The following is a 19,993-nucleotide window of genomic DNA, read 5'->3' on the forward strand; positions in this document are numbered from 1 at the left end:
GCGACGTTTGCCGGTGACCCGCCCGGGTGTTCGCTCGTTCCCTCAGGAGAGATGACGGTGTCGATGAGGGCTTCGCCGACTCCGACGACGTCCAGGAATTGCCGGGCCGGCCGGCTGCCTGGGAGTTGTGGATGTCAAATCTTTTTTCGATTGGGCCGCGGGGCTCGCTGTGCATGATGCGGGCTTGACGCTCTGGTGTCGGTGGTGCTGGCTGTCCTTAGACTTGGAGCCTGAGGGCAGCCGGAGCACTTCGATGGCACGTTTCGTCGTCAGGCGTATTGAGTGATGGTCAGGCTGTTGATGGTTGCTGCGCCGCCGGATGCGTAGACGGATACGTCCGTGCTTGTGCTGTTTGGGAAGATCAGCTCGGTCAGGGTGACTTGGCCTCCTTGGGCGAAGACCTCCACTGAGCATTGGTCCACGTAGATGGTGACTTCATAAGAATTGGCGGTTGGCTGGATGGGGGCTGAGTCGATTGACGCGAACGATTCGTGGAAGGCTGTCTGCCCGGATTCGCGGCGGTCGACGACGATGCGGCCTTCGGCGGGCCGGATGCCGATGCGGGTGCCCCGGGTTCCGTGGCCGCGGACGATGAGTCCGAACTCTTCGGCGGTTCCCGGTGCGAGGCTTGCCTCGATCCGTTGGACGCTGCCGGCCGCACCGGCAAGGATGTGTTTGCCTTCGGCTATTTCTCCGGGACTGGCCGTGAACGGCGGGTTCCCGGCGGGCAGAGACGTCAGTTCCTGTGCAACGTGCTGCACGAGTCGAGGGTTTCCGTCCACGTTCTGCAGGGACACTTCGCGAACCAACGACATGGGGCTGCGCCACGGTGCGGTGGGAATCTCGATGGCGTACTGCCAGTTGTTCATCCAGGCGATCATGAGCCGTCGGCCGTCGGGAACGTCGCTGAATGAGACTGCGGCGTAGTAGTCCCGGCCCCAGTCGAGCCATTGGTACTCGCACAGCTTGTCAGGGTCCTGGGCACCTTCGGTGACTGTGGAGGAGGAGGTGAAGGTGACGCCGTCGAAATCTCCCACGAAGTACTGTCCGGCTGAACCGCTGTTGGGGCCACCGGGGTTGAGGTTTACGGTCAGGACCCATTTCAGGTTCTCCGGGTCGCCGTCGACCGGCACCGGGAAGAGGTCCGGGCACTCCCAGACGCCTCCTGTGGCGTTTGCCGGGCCGAAGGTGCTCAGCAGTTCCCAGTTCTTGAGGTCGGGGGAGCTGTAGAGGACGACTTTGAAGTCCTGGGCTTCTACGGCCACCATGACCCAGTAGCGTTCGGCGTCCGATTCATAGCGGAAGACCTTCGGGTCGCGGAATTCGGATGATCCCCGGTTCAGTACCGGGTTGTCGGCGTACTTGGTCCAGGTGTAGCCGCCGTCGAGGCTGTATGCGAGGGATTGGGCCTGGACGCCCTTGTGTTCCGATGCCGGTTTGAAGGCGCTGGTGTAGACGGCCACGAGCGGGGGCCTTGACCCGGTGCCGAATCCGCTGGTGTTGTGCCGGTCAAAGATGATGCTGCCGGAATAGATTTCTTCCTGTTCGTCGCACGCGATGGCCACCGGGTGCTCTGTCCATGTCACCAGGTCCGCGGAGGTGGCGTGGCCCCAGGACATGTTTCCCCAGACACTGCCTTCCGGGTTGTTCTGGTAGTAGAGGTGGTAAAGGCCATCATGGAAGATCAGGCCGTTGGGGTCGTTGAGCCAGGTGTCCCGGGCGGCGTAGTGCATGGCAGGCCGGAAGGCATCGGGTGTCGTGGCGGTCACGGCGGTCATGGGGTTCGAATCTCGCTTCTGTTCTTGTGTTCGGGCATCAGCGGTGGGGAAGACGGTTGCTGGGCTGAGGCAATCTGGCAGAGGGCATGCGGAGGCGTTGCGGGTGGCGGGACCGCTCTCAAGGACCGGGTTCGATCGCTGAGAGTGGTGCCGTCTGGTTCGTTGAATTTGAGATCGCTGAAGCTCAGCCTTTGACGCCGCTTGAGGCGATGCTGTTGACGAAGGAGCGTTGGAACGCGATGAATAGGGCGACGACCGGCAGGGTGATCATGGAGGAATAGGCCATGACCTGGCCCCAGGAGACATTGAGCTGGAAGAAGTACTGGACGCCGATCATGACCGGACGCAGTTCTTCGCTCTGGACGACCATGAGCGGCCATAGGTAGGAGTTCCATGCCGGGAGGAACGTCAGAATGGAGACCGTAGCGATGGCTGGCCCGGACAGGGGCATGACAATCTTGCGGTAGATCTTGAACCAGCTCGCCCCGTCTACGCGGGCCGCTTCGTCCAGCTCCTTCGGGATTGATTCGAAGTACTGGTGGAAGAGGTAGATGGAAAACGCGTTGGCCACGAACGGAATGATCTGCACGTGGTAGGTGTCCAGCCATCCGGTGGTCAGCGACAGTGAGAACCCGTTGACGTCCAGCCAGGGCAGCTGGTTGACCCACCAGACCAGGGGCAGGGCCAGGGTTTCGAAGGGGACGATCAATGTGGCGATGATGAGAGTCAGGATGATTCCTTTGCCTCGGACCCTCATCCGCGAGAGGGCGAATGCCGCGAGGCTGTTGATCAGGACTCCCAGAATGACGGTCACTGCGGAGATGCCGATGGAGTTGATCAGGAACCGGGCGGCAGGAACCCTGTCAAAGACGGCGCCGTAGTTGTCGAACGAGAGGTTGCCCACCGGCAGGAAGGCGGCGATCGAGGACAGATCCCCGAAGATCTGCTGGTCCGGCTTCATTGAGGACACGAACATGAACAGCAGCGGGAAGGCAAAGACGACGCCTAGAAGGATCCGCGCTGTCCAGCTGCCGATGCCGCCGAGGCGCCGGGGTTTCCCGGGAGTTGGACGGGCTTCGGCGCGGCCGCCGGTGCTCTCAAGGATGGTGGCCATGTTAGGACTTCTCTCGGGTGAGGTAGCGCTGTACTGCGGAGATGATGAGGACCAGTGCGAAGAAAACCAGGGAAATCGCTGAGGCGTAGGAGGTTTCCTGCTGCTTGAATCCGGCGCGGACGGCTTGGTAGACGATCGTGGTCGTTGAATCCAGCGGTCCGCCTTGGGTCATCACGTTAACTTGTGTGAACAGGCTTAGTGCCTGGATCGTGATGGTGATCAGGATCAGACTCCGGGTGGAGGAAAGCCCCGGCCAGGTGATGTACCGGAACCTCTGCCACCGGCTGACGCCGTCGATGTCAGCTGCTTCGTATAGTTCAGCTGAAATGGTCTGCAGTCCGGAGAGCCAGATGATCATGTGGAAGCCGGCGCCCTGCCAGACCGACATCAGGATGATGGCTGGCATGGCGGTGGTGGTGTTGTTCAGCCAGTCCGGTCCGTGGACCGTACCGAAGGTCAGCCTGGTGATGATTTCGTTGAGCAGGCCGTCCTGACGGTAGATGAACAACCACAGGAGGGAGACGACCACCATGGAGGTGACCACGGGCAGAAAATACACGGTGCGGAAGAAGTTGACCCCGCGGACCTTCGCATTGACCAGCAGCGCCATGAGCAGCGCCACACCGGCCTGCAGCGGCACGACTATGACGGCGAAATAGGCGACGTTCAGGAGGGCCCGGTAGAACCCTTCATCTCCGAAGAGGCGTACGAAGTTGTCCAGGCCGACGAATGTCGGCGGGTTTGGTGAGATCAAACGTGCGTTGGTGAAGGCCAGGCCAAAGGCGAGCATCGCCGGCACGAACACGAAGAGCAGCAGCAGGAGAAGTGCCGGGCTCAGCATGGCCCATCCGGCTCGCTGCTCGCGCCGGTGGTATTTCCTGAGCTGACGTGGTTTCTGAAGTGAGGGTGTTGAAGGGATGACACGGGTGGTTGCCGGCAAGGATGCCGGGGCTGAAGAGGAATTCATGGTGACTGGTCCTGTGTGGTCCGGTCCGGGGTGCCTCGCCGGTTGGATCGCGCCGCGGCACCCCGGAGGCTGGCTAGCTCTTGTAGCCGTTATTGGACTTGATGTTTGAATCGATGTTCTTGACGGCCTTGTCCAGAGCCTGCTTCGGGTCAGCGCCGGAAATGATGTCCTGGGCGGCCTTGCCGAACTCGGTAGCGATGAACGGATAGGCCGGCGTTTCGGGCCGCAGCACGGCAGACTTCTTGGAGAAGTCAAGGAAGAGCCGGTTCTTGCCGGTCGGCTCGAAACCGGGGACCAGGGCGGCAGCGGCATCGGTAGCCGGAATCGTGCCGGTTGCCTTGGCAACCTTGGCGATGTTTTCCGGCTTGAGGGAGAAGGAGAGGTAGTCCATCGCCGCGTCCGGGTTCTTGCAGCCAGTGGTCACACCCCACTGCCAGGATCCGCCGCCGATCTTCGGGCCGTTGCCCAGGTCCACGGAGGGCATGACAACCAGGTCATCGCCCAGCGCTGTGCGTGCCTTGTCCGCGGCCCAGCTGCCTGTGTAGACGATGGCGCTCTTGTTGTTCAGGAAATCTGCCGTGGAGTCCTTGCCGCTCTTCTGCGCCGCATAGCCCTTGGTAATCAGGCCGTGGAACCAGTTGGCCCACTCGACTGCCTTGTCACCGTTGAGGGCCCCGTCAGCGCTTTGGAAATCGTTGCGGTTGATCAAATCCCCGCCGAACGACTGCAGGAACGGGGAGTAGGCGTAGGGTAGCCATTCGCCGGTGCCGGCCGTCCCAAGGTCCAGCGGGTTGTCCCACTTGCCCAGCTTCTTCAACGCTGCCAGGGCGGCGTCAAATTCGTCGTGGGTCCAGGGCTTGTCCACGGTAGCCACCCTCACGCCCGCCGCCTTCAGGTCCGATGCGCGGGCCAGCATGGCCAAGGCGACGTCGTAGTATCCGACCGAGTAGGTCTGGCCGTTCCATTTCCCCAGGGTGCTAGGCAGGTTCTTGGACAGATCCGCACTGAGTTTCAGCGGCGTTAGGTATTTCGACCATGCCCAGTTCGGGACGTTCGGCCCGTCAATGTCGACAATGCAGGGCAGTTTGTTCGCCGAGGCCGCAGCGACGACCGAGTCGTTGTAGGAGTCCTGCGGGAATGCCTGGACCTTGACCTTCACCTTGCTCTGGCTCTGGTTGTAGGCATCCACAACGGACTGGATGGCCCCCAATTCGTCCGGGTTTCCAGCATTGTGGGTCCAAAGGGTGAGCTCGCCATTGGCTCCATCCTTGGAGTTGCCGCCACCTGTTCCGCAGGCTGCCATGCTGCCCACAAGGGCGGCGGAGGTTAGACTTGCGGCCAGGAACCGCTTGAAACGAATGTTCATGGTTGGTGAAACTTTCTGTTGATTCTTGCGTTGATGGTTCGGTTCCGCCCGGGAACGTGGCCGTTGCAGCGGCCACGTTCCCATTTTTTGTGCGAAGCATGGGTTACTTGCGGTGCGCCGCTGCCTCAGATCTGCAGTGGCGGTGCGACTGACCCGCGCTGGACCAGCGGGCAGTCGAACATCATCTGGACGGGTTCCACCTCGTCAGGCTTTTCGATCTCGTCCAAAAGCTGCGTCACGGCCCAACGCCCCATCCCGTAGTGAGGGAGGGCTACGGTTGTCAGGCCAGGCCAAAGGCCCCCAGCGATCAGTTCGAGATTGTCAATCCCGATGACCGACAGATCCTGCGGGATCCGCAGGCCCAGGGCTCCAGCCGCCTGATAGGCGCCCATGGCCATCTGGTCGTTGAAGCAAAACAGCGCCGTAGGCCTCGAGGGCCGAGACAGCAACTCCATCGCAGCGACCCTGCCGCCGTAAGCCACGGATGCCGCTGCGGTAACCATAGCGGGATCAAATTCAATCCCGTTCTCCTTCAGGGCCTCCTGATAGCCGGCGAGGCGTCCGTGGGTAGCAGGAATGTCATCGACATTGTTGATGAATCCGACATTCCGGTGCCCCGCACCGATCAGGAACCACACGGCAGCCCGGGCGGCTTCCACCTCGTCCGGAACCACCGAGGACACTTCCCTCTCGGACGAGAAGGCATCCAGGAGAACGGTCGGTATGCCAGCCAGTTCAGCCGGGAGATCGATCCGCTGGTGGTACATCCTCGCGTAGACGATGCCATCGACCTGGTGTTGAAGCAAGGTGCTGACTTGTCGTTTTTCCAGCTCACCGTCGCGGGCGCTGTCCAGCATCATCAGGACACACCCCCGCTCATAAGCGGCATCCTGGGCGCCCAGGATCATGTCGCCCGCAAAAGGAGTCGTCGCAATCTCGTCGCTGACCAGGCCGATCAGGTACGAGCGGTTGTTCCGCAGCCCACTCGCCAGCCGGTTCGGCGCATAGCCGAGGCCCTCGGCGACCGAGCGGACGTGTTCCCGGGTGGCGGCGCTGATGCGGGAACCACGCCGGTCATTCAGGGCGTGCGACACTGTCGTAACGGATACCTGTGCGGCTTTCGCTACATCGCGGATGCCTACTCTTGCCGCCACCATGCTCCTTTGCAAAACGTTTTTTCACTTTGTTGTGCAAGTCACATTAGCTAAAACGGTTTTTCATGTCAACCATTCGGGTTGACTGACCCGAATGTGGATGGTGAGTGGGTTCAGGTTGCCGCCGCGGTCCGACGGATGGGGTCGAAGCGGACGGCGAGGCCGAGTGCGTGGCTTGTTTGGTGATGCTACGCATGACGCCGGTGGTCTTGAGTCGAGTGAAGTGGTCGGGTCCGAGTTCCTGGGAGTCGAGATTGTTCACGAGTATGTGCCAGATCGGGGTGAGCAGAGAATGTTCGATCGCGACGATGGTTCGTTGTTTGCCTCGTCCGGCAGCGAGGCGGTAATAGCGTTCGGGGAGGTAGGTGTTTTTGGTCCGGGCTGCGCCCGTCGCCGCGTTGCCCAGGGCAGCTCCTGAAGAAACGCACCACCAACACCACCGGCCCCCATCCAGAAAACCCCGATCATGGAGCACGTCTTATGAGCCCCGCCGCACCCGTTCTCGTGTCCCAGCCCCGGGCGTCGGCGACGGGGCCTGACCGAACAAGCCGTCGCCGCCGTGGACCAGGCCAGCCGGCGTCTTCGGCTGCCCACCATCCGCGCCGTCCTCAACGAAGCATTAGTCGACGCGGGAAAGGAACAGCTCTCCAACCAGGGCTTCCTCGCTGAACTGCTGCTTGCCGAATGCGATGACCGAGACAGGCGCTCCTCCATCCGCCGGGTCAAATCAGCGGGCTTCCCGAGGGATAAATGGCTCGGGGACTTTGACTTCGACGCGGACCCCAACATCAACGCGGCCACCATCCACACCGTTGCCACAAGGGAATGGATCCGCAAAGGCCAGCTCAGATGACTGCTGGCCATTTCCTGGTGATCATTGCTCTATTACCCCAGCGACGCGAACGAATTTCGAGGGTACTGGTGCCGAGCGCTCAAGGGGAGCGGTGGCTCAACGGGAGACGAAATCCGTGATGGCTAATGCCAACACAATACCGGCGAACATTGGCGTGGCAGCGCGTAGGTCTAACGGCGCGGCGCATTCTCCTTCTTGCCCCCTGCTGTGACCACGAAAGACGCGCCAAATACGATCATTAGAACGACGGCAACGGCGAGCGATACGTTGAGGATCGTCATTTCATAACTCCTTAAGCAGGGAAAATTTAGCGCAAAAAAGAAGGACAGCCCCAGCCCCGCCGGCGCCGAGTCCGGTTCCGAGGACAAAGGCACCAACGCTTGTTTCCGCTGGGCGTCGAGGCCTATCCTCAACTGGCCATGAAGGCGGTGGCACTCCTCGAGTGCGTGGCCAGTTTTACCCCGCTCATCGATGGAAACAGACGCACCGCCTGGACGCTCATGGTCCTGCTGTTGTGGATCAACGGCTACCGGCACGACTTCAACACCGACGAGGCCTTCGACCTGGTTGGCGGAGTTGCTGCGGGAGACGTGGACTTGCAGAGCAGCGCCATCCTGATCCTGAAAGACCTGACTCGACGGTAGGTGCCGTGGAGGCGCTCCCAAATGCTAACGGCTCGGAATTCCCGATGAGCAGTCGGAGGGGAGTTGGAAGGCCAAAAAACAGAGTGTGCACAATGTGCACACTCTGGCCGTCGGACTGGGTTGTACCGGCACCGGACTGAGCCGGATTCGCCATGTTTTCTGGAGTTCCCTGTGTTTTCAAGGCCTGGAGTCCGGTTCGAGTCCCACCTTGGGCACAGTGTTTCCACAGGTCAGGTGCCTATTTGGCCCTGACTGCTGACAAAACTTGACTTTTCGCGGTTGTTGGGTGTGACTCCGCCCAATAGCAACCGTATCGGTAGGCGGGACGATTGATGTGGCGGGACTTGCCATTCCGCACTTTCCTATGCGGCCTCGGAAATCGCGGTGACTGATGTCGCTGACGCGTCCGCATGACCGGCGCCAGCACTAAGCCCGGAGCATTCGGGACAACTGACGATCTGTGAATTACTGGGAGAGTGCCCAGTCGAAAATGACGCCTGTTGAGTCGGTTGAGGATCGTGCAGTGGTCATTGGTGTGGTTTTTGATCCCTGGTTGATTACCCAGGCCCGGTAGTAGCCTCCGGGCTCAACTTGCTGTTCCGGCGGCCAGAACGCAGAACCGGCTCCCGGATGTTGCCATGTTGTGCTGGCCGGGGTGTAGGTGCGGTTGGTGACGTCTCGAAGCGACCATAAGCGTTGATAGATGGTAGCGCCCCCACCGTCGGCCTTCCCCGGCGGTGCGGCGAAGGGCACCGGGGCTTCAAGATTTAGAGCTAGGTCGACCGGGAATATGGCTAAGAATAGACTTAGAGAAGCCACCATCGACACAGATGTCTTGCCCGGTGACATAGCCAGATAGCGGGCCTACAAGAAATTCGATCACGTTCGCAATGTCCATGGGGTCTCCAATTCTTGACAACGGGATAATATCTTCCCTTGCTTTCTTAATTTTGGGATCGGCATACATTTTTTCAGTCATCCCTGTATGGGTCATACCCGGGGATACCACATTTACACGAATTCCGTCAGGTGCCCATTCCAGCGCGAGTGTTTGGGCTAGCATTGTCAATGCAGCCTTGCTGGGGCTGTAAGCACCCGATCCGGCATGTGGCAGCTGGCCAGACATTGAAGAGGTAAAACAAGCGGAACCGCGGCTATGCCTCAAATGTGCGTAGCTTGCTTTGGCAAGAAGCCACGCGCCGCGCAGGTTGACGGAGAACATGCCGTCCCAGTCCTCAAGGGATAGGTCACATATTGCGCCAGGGCTAGCGATTCCGGCATTCGCCACCAACGCGTCTAGCCCACCGAACTCGGCTACCGCAGCTCCTACGAGCTGACTTGGCACTTCGGGATCACCGAGGTCGCCCGCCAATGCGATGGCGGTACCTCCCACTGACTGGATTGAACGAACAACTTGTTCTTGGCTAGTGTTCGATTCGTGTCCACACACCGCAATCATCGGGTGCACTCCCCGAGCGAGAGCCGCCTCTGCGAGTCTCAGGCATGTAGCTGCGCCTATGCCGCTACTTCCGCCACTGACCAAAGCTCTCATCGCACGCACTCCTTTTCACAGGGATTCACATGGGAATCATATTTGACTACCAAAATATGATAGAAAATCATAGACCGCAGACTTCTCAGGTCGCTTTGCAGTTCAATTCCCAATGTAAAACCGATTCCATTACTTTTTTTAAAAACATCGGCCGATGTGCAGCGAGATCCAGCGGGAGTTAATTTACTAGTTCCCAGCCCTGATTCTTGAGATCCCGCATCGCTTTCTTGAATTCGTGTACAGGGTTCTCTTCGCGAATGATCTCAAGAACAACGTTATCGACCCCGCAGCTTGTTTTGACGGCCTTGCCTAATCCATCCCAGTCGATCACTCCAGTGCCGATTGGATCATGACCCCAGGTTTCGGTGCTCGTATCGGAAATATGCACAAGTCCAATTGATTCGTGGGTGGAGAGCAAACTATCTACGGGGTCCTCTCCTATGTAAGCAGCATTCGCGACGTCATACACGATCTTGAGTGAATCGTCGTTGACCGTGCTTACGATACCTGCCAGGTCCTGGATGGTAGGAGTGAAGCAATAAGGAGTGTTTTCTAAAAGTAGTCGTGTGCCAGCCTGTTTGGCCAACGGAATGAGATTCTCCAGACTCTCGTACATCCACCCATGGGCTTTTTCGAGTGACGGTGAAATCATGGGACGTCTTGTGCCGGGGGATATCACAAGCTCGGGGACATTCCAGGCTGCAGCCAAGTCAATCACCGACTTAATGTGCTCAACACTTTTTCGGCGCATATTAGCGGCAGGGCTAGCCAGATTGATGTCATATCCGCCGGCATTGAGCGACCTGATTTTGGCGCCGTATTCATCGAGTCTTGCATAAATTTCTGAGCGTTCCGAGCTGGATATTTCGTCCGGCCAACAATGTGGCGAGCTAATCGGAACTTCAAAGGTCTCATACCCATTGTCGACCAGTTCCGCAATCGCATCAATTGCCGTAGCTGACCATAGATAGGAAAATGTACTAATAATCATATAGATTATCCTCTCAGTTCTGCGCCTATGGAGAAAACTTGTTTTATCCATAACGCAATGTGGATTTAGATCCTGTGTAAGGGATCGCACCTTTGGAGAGCCGGGCGGCTCGAAGAGACCCCGGGGCAGACACGCCCCTTCTTGCCCGGTCGAGCTGCCACGGCTTCCTGGGGACAAGCGTGCCTACCGGGAACGCTTCGCCTCGCCGGTGGCCGACGAAGTGCTCAAGAGCAGGTGCTCGCCTTCGAGTACCTCGGGGTCGGCCGGAGCTACGGTGGCACGGCCGGCCCGGCTGCCGGTCTCGGGGAGGGTGAAGTAGACGATGAGGCAGAGGGCGACAATGGCGATCATGTAGACCGCGACGTACATGGGATGTCCGGCGCCGACGAAGGCTGCGGCGATCAGCGGCGCGGTACCACCGAAGACGGCGATGACGATTTGGTGTGCGAAGCCGATGCCGGATACCCGTACCGCAGCTGGGAACAGTTCTGCCTGGATGGTCGGGTAGACGGCCTGCCAGATACCGAGAACCACCCACCCGGACGCCGATACCAGAACGTATACCCAGAAGCCCGGCTGGTTCAGCAGCAGCAGCATGGGGTAGAAGAGGACGATCATGCCGATGGCACCGATGATTGGGAAGATTCTGCGTCGGCCGAGTCGATCAGAGAGCGCGCCACAGATCGGCACGATGATGACGAGCAAGGCGAGCCCGATAACGTTTCCGGCCAGGGTGGAGGCCAGGTCCCGGCCGGTGGTCAGCTTGGCGTAGGTGGGAAGGAAGGTGGCCCAGGTGTAGTAGGCCACGGCCGGGGCAGAGAGCGCTGCTGCCTGCAGCAGCGCCTTCGGGTGTTCGCGAAGCAGGTCCATCAGGCGGGCCGCGGCGGACTTTTGATCGACGAGAGCAGTTGCCTCAAACTCAGGGGTCTCATCTGAGCGGGCTCGTATGACGAGACCGACGACGCCGAGGATGCCCCCCACGACGAACGGGATGCGCCAACCCCAGGCGGCGAGGTCCGCTGGAGCAAAGGATGATGTCACCATTGCCGCGGCGCCGGTCGCGACGAGGGTTGCGAGGCCGCTCGCCATGTTGGTGAACGAACCGAACAGGCCCCTCCGGTTCGCGGGAGCGTGTTCCACCATGAAGGCGATGGCGCTCTGTCCCTCACTACCGGCCGAGATGCCCTGGAGGATGCGTGCAACCAGAAAGAGGACGGGCGCTGCATAGCCGATGGTCGCAAATGAAGGGGTGAGACCGATGATCAGAGAGCCGAGCGCCATCCCGGAGATGGACAGCGTCAGGATGAGCCGTCGGCCGAAACGGTCGGCCAGTGGAGAGATGATGATTCCGCTGAGCGGGCGTACAACAAACCCGAGCGCGTAGGTGAGCAGTGCTGCGATAAGGGAGGCGAACGGCGACTCGCTTGGGAATATCTGTCCCGCGAACACCGCAGCCAGCAGCCCGTAGACGTACCAGTCGTACCACTCCACGAAGTGGCCGATCGTGCCTGCCACCATATTGACGGTGCGGCGAGGGTGCTCAGACACGTCGGCTAACTCCGAAGGGTCTGGACTGCCGACGGCTTCTTTTGAGGTCTTCATTGAACTCTCCATATTTTCACGTTTGCTGCGGAGGGGTATTGGAATATTCCCGGACACCTGAAACGGTGTGCGGGTCTCGCCCGGCTGTAACCCGGCTCGACGGGACAATCGACTGCCAAGGCCAAGAGCCGGCGCAACGCATAGGCGCTGCCTGACTTGCTGTGGGGAAGAAGCTGATCGAGCCTCTTCCCCGTGAGATCGATTGCAACAATTTCATGAATGAGATCGGTTGCTGAGATCGGTTGCAAGCAACGATACGTAGGCTTGCCCGCTCTGTCAACGGTCATTTTCGATTCAGGGAACGGAGGTCCAAACCTGTCGCCAGCACGTAACGAGAGGACAAGCGGGGCCTATCCACACGAGCCGGACCAAAAGAGTCATCCCTGAATTGGCAGGGACTTCTCATTGTTGAGATCAAGGAAGCGGACTCCGGACCAGGTGCAGTCCAAGCTGCCGTACGATGCCCAGTACTCGTCCCAATGGGCAAGTTTCCAGCGGTCCCTCTCCAGGCCCCGCTGAATGAGTCGGCCCCGGAGAGTATCCTGGGGGACCTGCACTCGCACCACCGTGGTCTCCGTGGGAGGCCAGTGGAATTCTTCCGCGGCGCGCGTCAGGTAGTCCGGTACGGCGAAGTATGCACCGAAGGGTGCATCGAGTACGACCGATCGTCCCAGTCGCAGATTCGCTCCGGCTATATCCATGAGCGTCTCGTACTCCAGGGGCAGAACATTCTCCCGGTAAAACCCATTGGATTCCCGATCGCCGGGGTCGTGTCCGGCTTCCTTCAAAGCAAACTCGACAAGGCGGCCACAGATCCGGTCCTTGTCCAGATATGCAGCTCCGTGCTCTTTTGCTGTTTGCTGGGCAATGGTCGTCTTTCCGGATCCTGCAGGGCCGATGACAATGAAGACTTTGGGGACCGTCATTGGCGTGCCTCTGCCACTGCCGACAGGAACTCCCTGGCGGCCTCGGTGACACGGGAGAAGTCGCCGTCGGGCTGCCATGCTTTGGTCACGGCACTGCCGACGCCAACGCAGGCGACGCCGGCGGCGAACCATTCGGCGACATTCCCGGGGGTGACGCCGCCTGCCGGCATGACCGGCAGGTGCGCCAGCGGGGCGAGGACCGATTTCACGTAGGGGATGCCGCCGGCTTCGGTGGGGAAGAGCTTGAGGATGTCAGCGCCGGCTTCGGCAGTCTCAACTAGTTCCGTCGGTGTGTATGCGCCGCTGATTGTCGGTACCTGGTACCGGTTGGCCGTACGGATCATTGCCCGGTTGAGCTGGGGACTGACCAGGAAGTCGGCGCCGGCGCGGATGCACTCATAGGCTGAGTGCTCGTCCAGAACTGTTCCGGCTCCGATCGCTACTCCATTGGGCCCGTGCTTGGCAGAGAGCCGTCGGATCACGTCCACTGCACCCGGGATCGAGAGCGTGATTTCAAGGGCGCGAAAACCTCCGGCGATCGCCGCTTCGGCGACGCGTTCTGCCAGGTCTTCGTTCCCAAGGCGCACGATGAGGACGGCGCCGGACCGGTCGATTGTCTTGAGGGTGCGAAGTTTCTTGTACATTTCTGGCCTTTCTTCCGGCCCGGGCGGCTTCCTTATTCCGGAGCATCCCTGGGCCACTCTTGAAGTGTCGTTGACAAACTCTCCCACCATCCATACTGTTATTGCAACCGATCTCAGCAATCGATCTCATACTTAGCGAAGGGGCTGCCAGATGAGTGGACCACGCACGATCATCCTTGGTGCTTCGCACTGGCACGTCCCGCTCTGTGCGCGGGCGATCGGCGAAGAACACCAGGTCGTCGGCATCAGTGACGAGGACGTATCGCTCGTCCGGGGACTGGCGGAGGCGTGGAGCGCTCCCGTGGAGGTTGACTGGCGGAGCCTGGTGGATTTGCCGGATCTCGGTCTTGCCTATGTCTTCGGCGCGCACAGTGGCATGGCGGAAAAGTGTCTTGCGCTGATCGAGCGCGGCATTCCGTTCGTTGTAGAGAAGCCTCTGGGCACCTCCCTTGCGGAACTTGTCCAGGTGCGGATGGCCGCGGAAGCGGCCGGTGTGCCCGCGACAGTCCCGTTCGTTCAGCGGGGCGGCCCCATTGACCGTTGGCTGGCCAAGGCCGGTCGTCCGACGTACCAGAGAATCTCCTTTATCGCCGGGCCGCCCTCGCGCTACCTGGATAACGGCAATCCTTGGATGCTGGACCCTGCTGCTGCAGGTGGTGGTTGCCTGGCGAATCTGGCACCGCATTTTGTCGATCTGTTCCTGCAGGGCAGTAACGAGTCAGCGGAGAACGTTGATTCCCGGCTCTCTTCCGTTCTGCACGGTGCGGGTGTTGAGGACCATGCCAGCCTCATCATTACCACCCCGAGCGGGCGTGAAGCCATCATCGAGGTGGGGTACGCGTTCCCGGGTTCGCCGTTGAAGCGCTACTGCAGCTACACGTCGGCAGGCGAGGCCGGATTCGCCTCAGTCGACTCAGACGGTTCTGCCACGTTCACCACGCTGGACGGGGCAACAGAGTCCGCCGTGATCGGCGTTGACAGTGACCCTCTCTATGATGCGTTCGTGCGCCGTGTCGCGAAAACGCTGGAAGATGGATTCCGGGGGCTGCCGACGCTGGCCCAGCTTGAAGATACGATGCGCCCGATTTGGCAGGCATATGACGACCACGGAGGAAGAGAAGATGGCAGACCTTAGTATTGACGTTGTCGCGAAGGCGGCCGGTGTCCACCGGTCCACCGTCTCCCGGGCATTCTCCCGTCCGGAAGCGGTAAAAAGCGAAACACGTGAACACATCCTCCGCATCGCCGAGGGGCTCGGCTACACGATGAGCCCGCTCGCCCAGGCTCTTCGGACCAAGACCAGCACGTTCATCCCCCTGATCGTGCCTGACATCACCAACCCGTTCTTTGCAGAACTTGCCAAGACGATGACGCAGGCCGCTGATGAGCGCGGCTACCAGCTGCTGCTCTGCGTCACCAATGGGGACCCTGCAAAGACCGAGGGATACTTCACCGCCATGCAGGCCATGTACGCCCCCTTCGGAATCGTCGCGCCCTCGACGAAAGTCGATACCGAGGCGCTGAAACGCTTCGATTTTGGCCACAAGGTGGTAGTGATCGACCGGGTGGAAGGCGACTCTTCGGTTCCAACGGTCACCGTCGACAGCCGCCGCGGAATAGTCCTCGCCCTGGAGCACCTGCGTTCCCTGGGGCACACCTCGATCGGCTATGTTTCCGGTATCTCCGGGACCCACACTGCGCAGGACCGGATGGACGCGTATCTGGAGCTGTCAGCGGAAGGCAGCAGCACGGCCCTTGTCCTCGACAGCGGCTCCGATCCGGACGCAGGGGCGCGCGCGGCAAAGCACTTTCTTGAGATGGAGAATCCCCCGACGGCGATTATCGCCGCCAATGACATGGTCGCCTTCGCGGTGATCTCGGCCCTTGGCCAAAGCGGTATTCGCGTGCCGGAGGACGTATCGGTCATGGGCTTTGACGGCTTGGCATTGGGCGCCCGGTTCAACCCGCCTCTGACCACAGTGCGGCAGCCGATCGCCGACATGGGAAACATTGCCATCGAACTGGCAGAGAAGCAGAACCTGAACGGATCGGTAGACCACGTCGTTCTGGAACCTGAACTTCTGGTGCGCGCCTCCACCTCAGGGCCGCGCAAATGACCGGGGCCAACACCAGGACGCTGCGCCGGCTGCCCGGGCTGCGGCACACCGACCACGTCGGTCTGACAGTTCCGAACCTCGAGGACGCAATCAGGTTCTTCGTCGGGGTACTCGGCGCCGAGGAGTTGTACCGCTCCGACCGCGGACCCGACCCCGAGTTCATGCCCACGAACTTCGATGTCCCTTCTGATGCCCGGCTCACTCTCGCCATGCTGCGGCTGCCTCCGAACCTGAACATCGAGCTTTTCGAATGGAGCAGCGCTGAACGGCGGGAAACCCCGCCACGGCATTGCGACGCAGGCGGCCACCACCTGTGCTTCGTTGTGGACGACGTAGACGAAGCGGTCGCCGTGCTGCGGGAAACCCCGGGAGTACGCGTGCTCGGGGAGCGCAAGGAAGTCGCCGGCGACAGTCCCCGCGTGGCGGGCAACCGCTGGACTTACTTCATCACCCCCTGGGGGCTGCTGATGGAAATCGTCGACCGATCCCGCGTCGCAACCCCACCACGACTGGTCGGTCCCGCGGACTGGGCAGCAACTCAAGACACTTTCAGGAAGGACGTCTAAATATGCGACTGGCAGGCCACACACTAGGCACCCCGGACCATACGGTCCCCCAAGCAATCAGGCTTTTCCGAGCCGCAGGGCTCGATGCCGCAGAAGTCATTTACCAGGACGGCTACACTTCGGGTCTCCCTCAGGGGGACCGGCGCGCCGCCATGGAGGCATTGAGGGCAGCGGAAGATGAGGGCCTGCCCATCATTGGCCTTACGCCCTACACCACGGCCATCAACGCTCTGGATGAGAGTGAATGGCGCGGGGGAGTAGAGGAATTCCGTGGCGCGATTGAGACCGCGCATTTGCTCGGGGCCGACCGGGTGCGCGTGTACGCGGGATCCTGGCATCCGGGGGACACCGATCATGCCAGGCGATGGGCGAGACTGCGGGAGGCCCTGCAGACCCTGGCACCTGAGGCTGAACAGGCCGGGGTTCGTCTGTGCGTGGAGAACCATTTCGGCACCATGACCCAGACTGCGGCCGAAACCGCGGCGCTCGTCCGGGAGGTTGCGCATCCAGCCGTTCGTGTTCTCTACGACCAGGCCAACCTGACCTTCACCCACGACGAGACGTTCGAGGAGGCCTTTGCCGTTCAAGGCGATCTGGTCGGTCACGTACACGTCAAGGACCTCGTATTCACCGATCCCTCCGCTGCCTTCCGCGCAACGGAGACGGCCCGCGTCGACGCGTCCGAGCGCGCCGTCCGATCACGGGTCGTCGGCACCGGCGTCCTTCCCTGGCCCCAGATCCTCGCGGCGCTGCTGCGCCACGGCTACGATGACCTGCTGAGCATCGAGTACGAGTACCGCTGGCACCCGCAAGACCTCCCAACCCCCGAGGACGGATTCCGGGAATCAGCGGCCGCCCTGCGCGGAATGCTCACTGATCTCGCTGAAATGGAGAACGCCCGATGAACGGCCAGCGCCTCCGCGTCGGCGTCATCGGCGCAGGCAACATCGCCTCCATTGCCCAGTTGCCCACACTCGTTCAGCGCGACGATGTTGACTTGGCTGCCTTGGTGTCCCGCCGCGAGGACCCGGGAAACCTGGTCCGGCGCTGGGGTTTCGGCGCCGCCTACCGGTCAGTGGAGGACATGCTGGCCTCCCAGGACCTGGACGCCGTCTTCGTCCTCACACCGCGGTCCGAGCACGCGCACGCCGTCCAGCTGTGCCTGGACAATGACGTCGACGTGTTTTGCGAAAAGCCCCTGGCTCCCGCCACCGAGGAGGCAGAACGTTTGGCGGACCTCGCCGACGAGCGCGGCCGCATCCTGATGGTCGACTTCAACCGCCGCTACGCACCTGTCTACACGGCAGGGCGCGAGGCGTTCGGCGAGAAGGGCGCTACCTTCTGCGTCGCCCAAAAGAACCGCCCCGGCTCGGAATACCGCGCAACGTTCGAGAACGCCATCCACATGGTCGATCTGCTCCGCTGGTACTGCGGCGGCGAACCCGTGGACGTGGCCGCGCACGCAGCCGGCGATGACCCTTGGGAAGAAGACGGCGTCGCAGCCATCATCCGCTTCAGTACCGGGAACACCGGAGTGCTGATGGCAGCTCGAACCGCAGGTGCCTGGAACGAAAAACTGGACGCCTACGGCGACGGAAAGACCGTGGAGGTACGTGCACCCGAAACAGTATCGACCACAGTCGGGGGAGTCACCACCTCACGCGAGCTCAGCGCCGAGGCCTACGGCTGGGCCACAGCGACCGACACACTCGGATTCTCCGCCGCCGTCCACCACTTCCTTGACCGCGTCGCCGACAGGGCACAGCCCCTCACCTCGGGTCGCGAGGCCGTCCACACCCAGCGGTTGCTCGATCGGATCCTCGCAGCCTCCGGACTACCCGCGGAGGAACAACAAGGCCGGCAATGGGAAAGCCATGCCACGAGTGCCAACAGCTAAACCGTAAAGGCATCACGTGCCCCAACAGGCCGTCCGGAAGCGGACCCCAGTACAAACACCCCACGTAAGGAACCAGACAGATGAAAAGAGCAGTCCGGAAACCAACCGCAGGGACACCGCGGATCAGCCAACCCATGAGCGGAAATATTAAATGAGCCTCAAAGAGCATGTGGTTCTGGTGACCGGATCGAGCGGCGGAATCGGCGACGCAGTCATCGATGCGCTCAGAGCCGAAGGAGCCCTCATCATAGGAGCCGACCGAGCCCCCAAAGAGGGCCAGGAGTTGGCCGCCTTCTTCCCGCTCGACGTCACCTCCGAAGAACAATGCGCCGCCGTCGTCCGCGACATTACAAGCAAGTACGGGCGCATCGACGCCCTCATTCACGCCGCCGGAGTCCTGGGCACCACCCCGGACATCATGGAAACCACGACTGAAGAATACGAATCCGTCATGCGGATCAACTCCTCCGGCACGTTCTCAATGGTCCGGGAAACGGCACAGTCAATGATTGAGTCCGGCACCGCAGGCGCCATCGTGATCCTGTCCTCCGTGGCAGCCAAAGAAGCACGCCGCAATTACCTGCCCTACAACGCAAGCAAACTCGCCGTGCTTCACATCATGTGGTCATTCGCCCAGATACTCGGCCCCAACGGCATCTCCGTCAACGCCATTGCACCCGGCCCCGTCAACACTCCGATGTGGGCCCAATTCGCCAAAGACTCCGGCCCCGATGCAGCCGCCAACCGGGCCAAACGCGCCGCGCAACTTCCCATGCGCCGGTTCGCCGAACCCGACGAAGTCGCCCGCGCGATCCTTTTCCTTGCCGACCCGGACAACCGCTACATCACCGGCGTAACACTCGATGTGGCAGGCGGAGCACACCTCGGCATGGGCACGTGACCCGGGGAACCAACGGGAAACGGCACGCGCTCAACTGCCCGCCGTTGCCCTCGGTTATTGGCCTGTCCACGCGCCCGCACCACACAGGAACCACATGGCTGCATCAGAGACTCCACTCATACCGGATCAGCGGCGCGAAGCCCTCATGCGACTGTTGCATCAACAGTCGGTGCTTAGCGTCCTGCAACTGACGGACTTACTGGGTGTGTCTCATATGACGGTACGACGTGATATCGCCGCGCTCGAACGCGAGGGCAGGGCCATATCTGTGGCCGGTGGTGTTCGTTTGGCGAGCGGCCTTCGGCATGAGCCAAGTTTTCAGGACAAGGCAACAACTGAAGCCGCACAGGCAATTGCCGCCCACGCGAGGACTTTGCTCGTGAACGACATGACAGTGTATTTGGATGCAGGAACCATTACGGGCTCCTTGGCCGCCGACCTGCCATCGTTTGACGGGCTCAGTGTCGTAACAAACGACTTCTCCATCGTCGATGACCTTTATGGAGCCACGAACGTTGAGGTGATCCACGTCGGGGGACGTCTGGACCATTCCAACCGGTCAAGTGTCGGGCGACTGGCCGCAGAAGCCGTAGGAAGACTCAACTTCGATGTTGCGTTCATCAGCGCAAGCTCGTGGGACTTGCAGCGGGGGATAACCACGCCCAGCGATGCAAAAGTAGATGTGAAGTTGGCTGCTATACGTGTCGCCTCCACAACGGTATTGCTGGCTGCAAGTTCCAAGTTCGGCACATTTGGCACGTATGACATTGCACCATTGAGTCGATTCGACCGAATCGTCACAGATTCAGGGCTGGCAGAGGGAGCAGCCCAAGGGATCAGAGACCTGGGAGTAACTTTGGATACGGTGCAAGTTCAAAAAGCTTGAGCCGGTGTCCCTCTAGGGAAACACAGATGACTCGT

General features: G+C 60.9%; 18 protein-coding genes and 1 pseudogene. 9 read left to right on the plus strand and 10 right to left on the minus strand.

The annotated features are described in order from the left end of the window. Positions 1-269: 269 nt before the first annotated feature. From LFT43_RS08725 to LFT43_RS08745, 5 genes are all read right to left on the minus strand, one after another. Positions 270-1,778, minus strand: a complete 1,509-nt coding sequence (locus LFT43_RS08725; protein ID WP_395802316.1) for a glycoside hydrolase family 32 protein — start codon at positions 1,776-1,778, stop codon at positions 270-272. A 184-nt stretch (positions 1,779-1,962) separates the two neighbouring features. Next, positions 1,963-2,892 (minus strand): carbohydrate ABC transporter permease, encoded by a 930-nt coding sequence (locus LFT43_RS08730; RefSeq protein ID WP_395802318.1) that lies wholly within the window; start codon positions 2,890-2,892, stop codon positions 1,963-1,965. Position 2,893: 1 nt separating this feature from the next. Then, positions 2,894-3,859 carry a carbohydrate ABC transporter permease gene (locus tag LFT43_RS08735; protein ID WP_395802320.1) on the minus strand — a complete coding sequence of 322 codons (966 nt, stop codon included), beginning with the start codon at positions 3,857-3,859 and terminating at the stop codon, positions 2,894-2,896. Between the two features lie 73 nt (positions 3,860-3,932). After that, the gene (locus LFT43_RS08740; RefSeq protein ID WP_395802322.1) at positions 3,933-5,225 is read right to left on the minus strand and encodes an extracellular solute-binding protein; all 1,293 of its coding nucleotides are present in this window, start codon (positions 5,223-5,225) and stop codon (positions 3,933-3,935) included. 125 nt (positions 5,226-5,350) lie between these two features. Continuing rightward, entirely contained in the window at positions 5,351-6,382 is a 1,032-nt protein-coding gene (locus LFT43_RS08745; protein WP_395802324.1) for a LacI family DNA-binding transcriptional regulator, read from the minus strand. 477 nt (positions 6,383-6,859) lie between these two features. Between LFT43_RS08745 and LFT43_RS08750 the strand changes: the two are divergent. Then, positions 6,860-7,220: pseudogene (locus LFT43_RS08750) on the plus strand (ATP-binding protein); the annotation flags it as partial. Positions 7,221-7,612: 392 nt separating this feature from the next. Beyond that, positions 7,613-7,876, plus strand: a complete 264-nt coding sequence (locus tag LFT43_RS08755; RefSeq protein WP_395802326.1) for a type II toxin-antitoxin system death-on-curing family toxin — start codon at positions 7,613-7,615, stop codon at positions 7,874-7,876. Positions 7,877-8,636: 760 nt separating this feature from the next. Here the strand turns inward: LFT43_RS08755 and LFT43_RS08760 are convergent. The 5 genes from LFT43_RS08760 to LFT43_RS08780 all read right to left on the minus strand — a co-directional run bounded on the left by LFT43_RS08760 (position 8,637) and on the right by LFT43_RS08780 (position 13,591). Continuing rightward, entirely contained in the window at positions 8,637-9,428 is a 792-nt protein-coding gene (locus tag LFT43_RS08760) for an SDR family NAD(P)-dependent oxidoreductase (protein WP_395802328.1), read from the minus strand. Between the two features lie 178 nt (positions 9,429-9,606). Further along, a complete protein-coding gene (locus LFT43_RS08765) occupies positions 9,607-10,419 on the minus strand; it encodes a sugar phosphate isomerase/epimerase family protein (RefSeq protein ID WP_395802330.1) in 813 nt (270 codons plus the stop codon). A 183-nt stretch (positions 10,420-10,602) separates the two neighbouring features. Beyond that, the gene (locus tag LFT43_RS08770; protein WP_395802332.1) at positions 10,603-12,021 is read right to left on the minus strand and encodes an MFS transporter; all 1,419 of its coding nucleotides are present in this window, start codon (positions 12,019-12,021) and stop codon (positions 10,603-10,605) included. A gap of 377 nt (positions 12,022-12,398) precedes the next feature. Further along, positions 12,399-12,947, minus strand: coding sequence for an AAA family ATPase (locus tag LFT43_RS08775; RefSeq protein WP_395802334.1), 549 nt, complete (start codon positions 12,945-12,947; stop codon positions 12,399-12,401). Then, positions 12,944-13,591: a bifunctional 4-hydroxy-2-oxoglutarate aldolase/2-dehydro-3-deoxy-phosphogluconate aldolase gene (locus LFT43_RS08780; RefSeq protein ID WP_395802336.1), complete on the minus strand. Its 648-nt coding sequence runs from the start codon at positions 13,589-13,591 to the stop codon at positions 12,944-12,946. The genes LFT43_RS08775 and LFT43_RS08780 overlap by 4 nt, the downstream gene beginning before the upstream one ends. Before the next feature lie 151 nt (positions 13,592-13,742). Here LFT43_RS08780 and LFT43_RS08785 point away from each other — a divergent pair, with 151 nt between their 5' ends. The 7 genes from LFT43_RS08785 (at position 13,743) to LFT43_RS08815 (ending at position 19,958) form a co-directional block, all read left to right on the plus strand. Next, a complete protein-coding gene (locus tag LFT43_RS08785; RefSeq protein WP_395802338.1) occupies positions 13,743-14,726 on the plus strand; it encodes a Gfo/Idh/MocA family protein in 984 nt (327 codons plus the stop codon). After that, entirely contained in the window at positions 14,713-15,708 is a 996-nt protein-coding gene (locus tag LFT43_RS08790) for a LacI family DNA-binding transcriptional regulator (protein ID WP_395802340.1), read from the plus strand. The genes LFT43_RS08785 and LFT43_RS08790 overlap by 14 nt, the downstream gene beginning before the upstream one ends. Then, positions 15,705-16,274, plus strand: coding sequence for a VOC family protein (locus LFT43_RS08795; protein ID WP_395802342.1), 570 nt, complete (start codon positions 15,705-15,707; stop codon positions 16,272-16,274). The genes LFT43_RS08790 and LFT43_RS08795 overlap by 4 nt, the downstream gene beginning before the upstream one ends. 2 nt (positions 16,275-16,276) lie before the next feature. Next, the gene (locus tag LFT43_RS08800) at positions 16,277-17,179 is read left to right on the plus strand and encodes a sugar phosphate isomerase/epimerase family protein (RefSeq protein ID WP_395802344.1); all 903 of its coding nucleotides are present in this window, start codon (positions 16,277-16,279) and stop codon (positions 17,177-17,179) included. Beyond that, complete coding sequence (locus LFT43_RS08805) at positions 17,176-18,171, plus strand: Gfo/Idh/MocA family protein (protein WP_395802346.1); 996 nt, start codon at positions 17,176-17,178, stop codon at positions 18,169-18,171. Before LFT43_RS08800 ends, LFT43_RS08805 begins: the two co-directional genes overlap by 4 nt. A gap of 151 nt (positions 18,172-18,322) precedes the next feature. Next, a complete protein-coding gene (locus LFT43_RS08810) occupies positions 18,323-19,072 on the plus strand; it encodes an SDR family NAD(P)-dependent oxidoreductase (RefSeq protein WP_395802348.1) in 750 nt (249 codons plus the stop codon). Between the two features lie 94 nt (positions 19,073-19,166). Continuing rightward, complete coding sequence (locus tag LFT43_RS08815) at positions 19,167-19,958, plus strand: DeoR/GlpR family DNA-binding transcription regulator (protein WP_395802350.1); 792 nt, start codon at positions 19,167-19,169, stop codon at positions 19,956-19,958. Positions 19,959-19,993 lie beyond the last annotated feature (35 nt).

The organism is Arthrobacter sp. FW306-04-A, from assembly GCF_044358315.1.
GTDB lineage: Bacteria > Actinomycetota > Actinomycetes > Actinomycetales > Micrococcaceae > Arthrobacter.

What these genes read in the sequence shown, in the direction of transcription:
- LFT43_RS08800 (WP_395802344.1), top strand. Translation starts at nt 16,277, where the DNA reads ATGCGACTGGCAGGCCACACACTAGGCACCCCGGACCATACGGTCCCC.
- LFT43_RS08765 (WP_395802330.1), bottom strand. Translation starts at nt 10,419, where the DNA reads ATGATTATTAGTACATTTTCCTATCTATGGTCAGCTACGGCAATTGAT.
- LFT43_RS08730 (WP_395802318.1), bottom strand. Translation starts at nt 2,892, where the DNA reads ATGGCCACCATCCTTGAGAGCACCGGCGGCCGCGCCGAAGCCCGTCCA.
- LFT43_RS08735 (WP_395802320.1), bottom strand. Translation starts at nt 3,859, where the DNA reads ATGAATTCCTCTTCAGCCCCGGCATCCTTGCCGGCAACCACCCGTGTC.
- LFT43_RS08745 (WP_395802324.1), bottom strand. Translation starts at nt 6,382, where the DNA reads ATGGTGGCGGCAAGAGTAGGCATCCGCGATGTAGCGAAAGCCGCACAG.
- LFT43_RS08775 (WP_395802334.1), bottom strand. Translation starts at nt 12,947, where the DNA reads ATGACGGTCCCCAAAGTCTTCATTGTCATCGGCCCTGCAGGATCCGGA.
- LFT43_RS08760 (WP_395802328.1), bottom strand. Translation starts at nt 9,428, where the DNA reads ATGAGAGCTTTGGTCAGTGGCGGAAGTAGCGGCATAGGCGCAGCTACA.
- LFT43_RS08815 (WP_395802350.1), top strand. Translation starts at nt 19,167, where the DNA reads ATGGCTGCATCAGAGACTCCACTCATACCGGATCAGCGGCGCGAAGCC.
- LFT43_RS08725 (WP_395802316.1), bottom strand. Translation starts at nt 1,778, where the DNA reads ATGACCGCCGTGACCGCCACGACACCCGATGCCTTCCGGCCTGCCATG.
- LFT43_RS08805 (WP_395802346.1), top strand. Translation starts at nt 17,176, where the DNA reads ATGAACGGCCAGCGCCTCCGCGTCGGCGTCATCGGCGCAGGCAACATC.
- LFT43_RS08770 (WP_395802332.1), bottom strand. Translation starts at nt 12,021, where the DNA reads ATGAAGACCTCAAAAGAAGCCGTCGGCAGTCCAGACCCTTCGGAGTTA.
- LFT43_RS08780 (WP_395802336.1), bottom strand. Translation starts at nt 13,591, where the DNA reads ATGTACAAGAAACTTCGCACCCTCAAGACAATCGACCGGTCCGGCGCC.
- LFT43_RS08810 (WP_395802348.1), top strand. Translation starts at nt 18,323, where the DNA reads ATGAGCCTCAAAGAGCATGTGGTTCTGGTGACCGGATCGAGCGGCGGA.
- LFT43_RS08795 (WP_395802342.1), top strand. Translation starts at nt 15,705, where the DNA reads ATGACCGGGGCCAACACCAGGACGCTGCGCCGGCTGCCCGGGCTGCGG.
- LFT43_RS08790 (WP_395802340.1), top strand. Translation starts at nt 14,713, where the DNA reads ATGGCAGACCTTAGTATTGACGTTGTCGCGAAGGCGGCCGGTGTCCAC.
- LFT43_RS08785 (WP_395802338.1), top strand. Translation starts at nt 13,743, where the DNA reads ATGAGTGGACCACGCACGATCATCCTTGGTGCTTCGCACTGGCACGTC.
- LFT43_RS08740 (WP_395802322.1), bottom strand. Translation starts at nt 5,225, where the DNA reads ATGAACATTCGTTTCAAGCGGTTCCTGGCCGCAAGTCTAACCTCCGCC.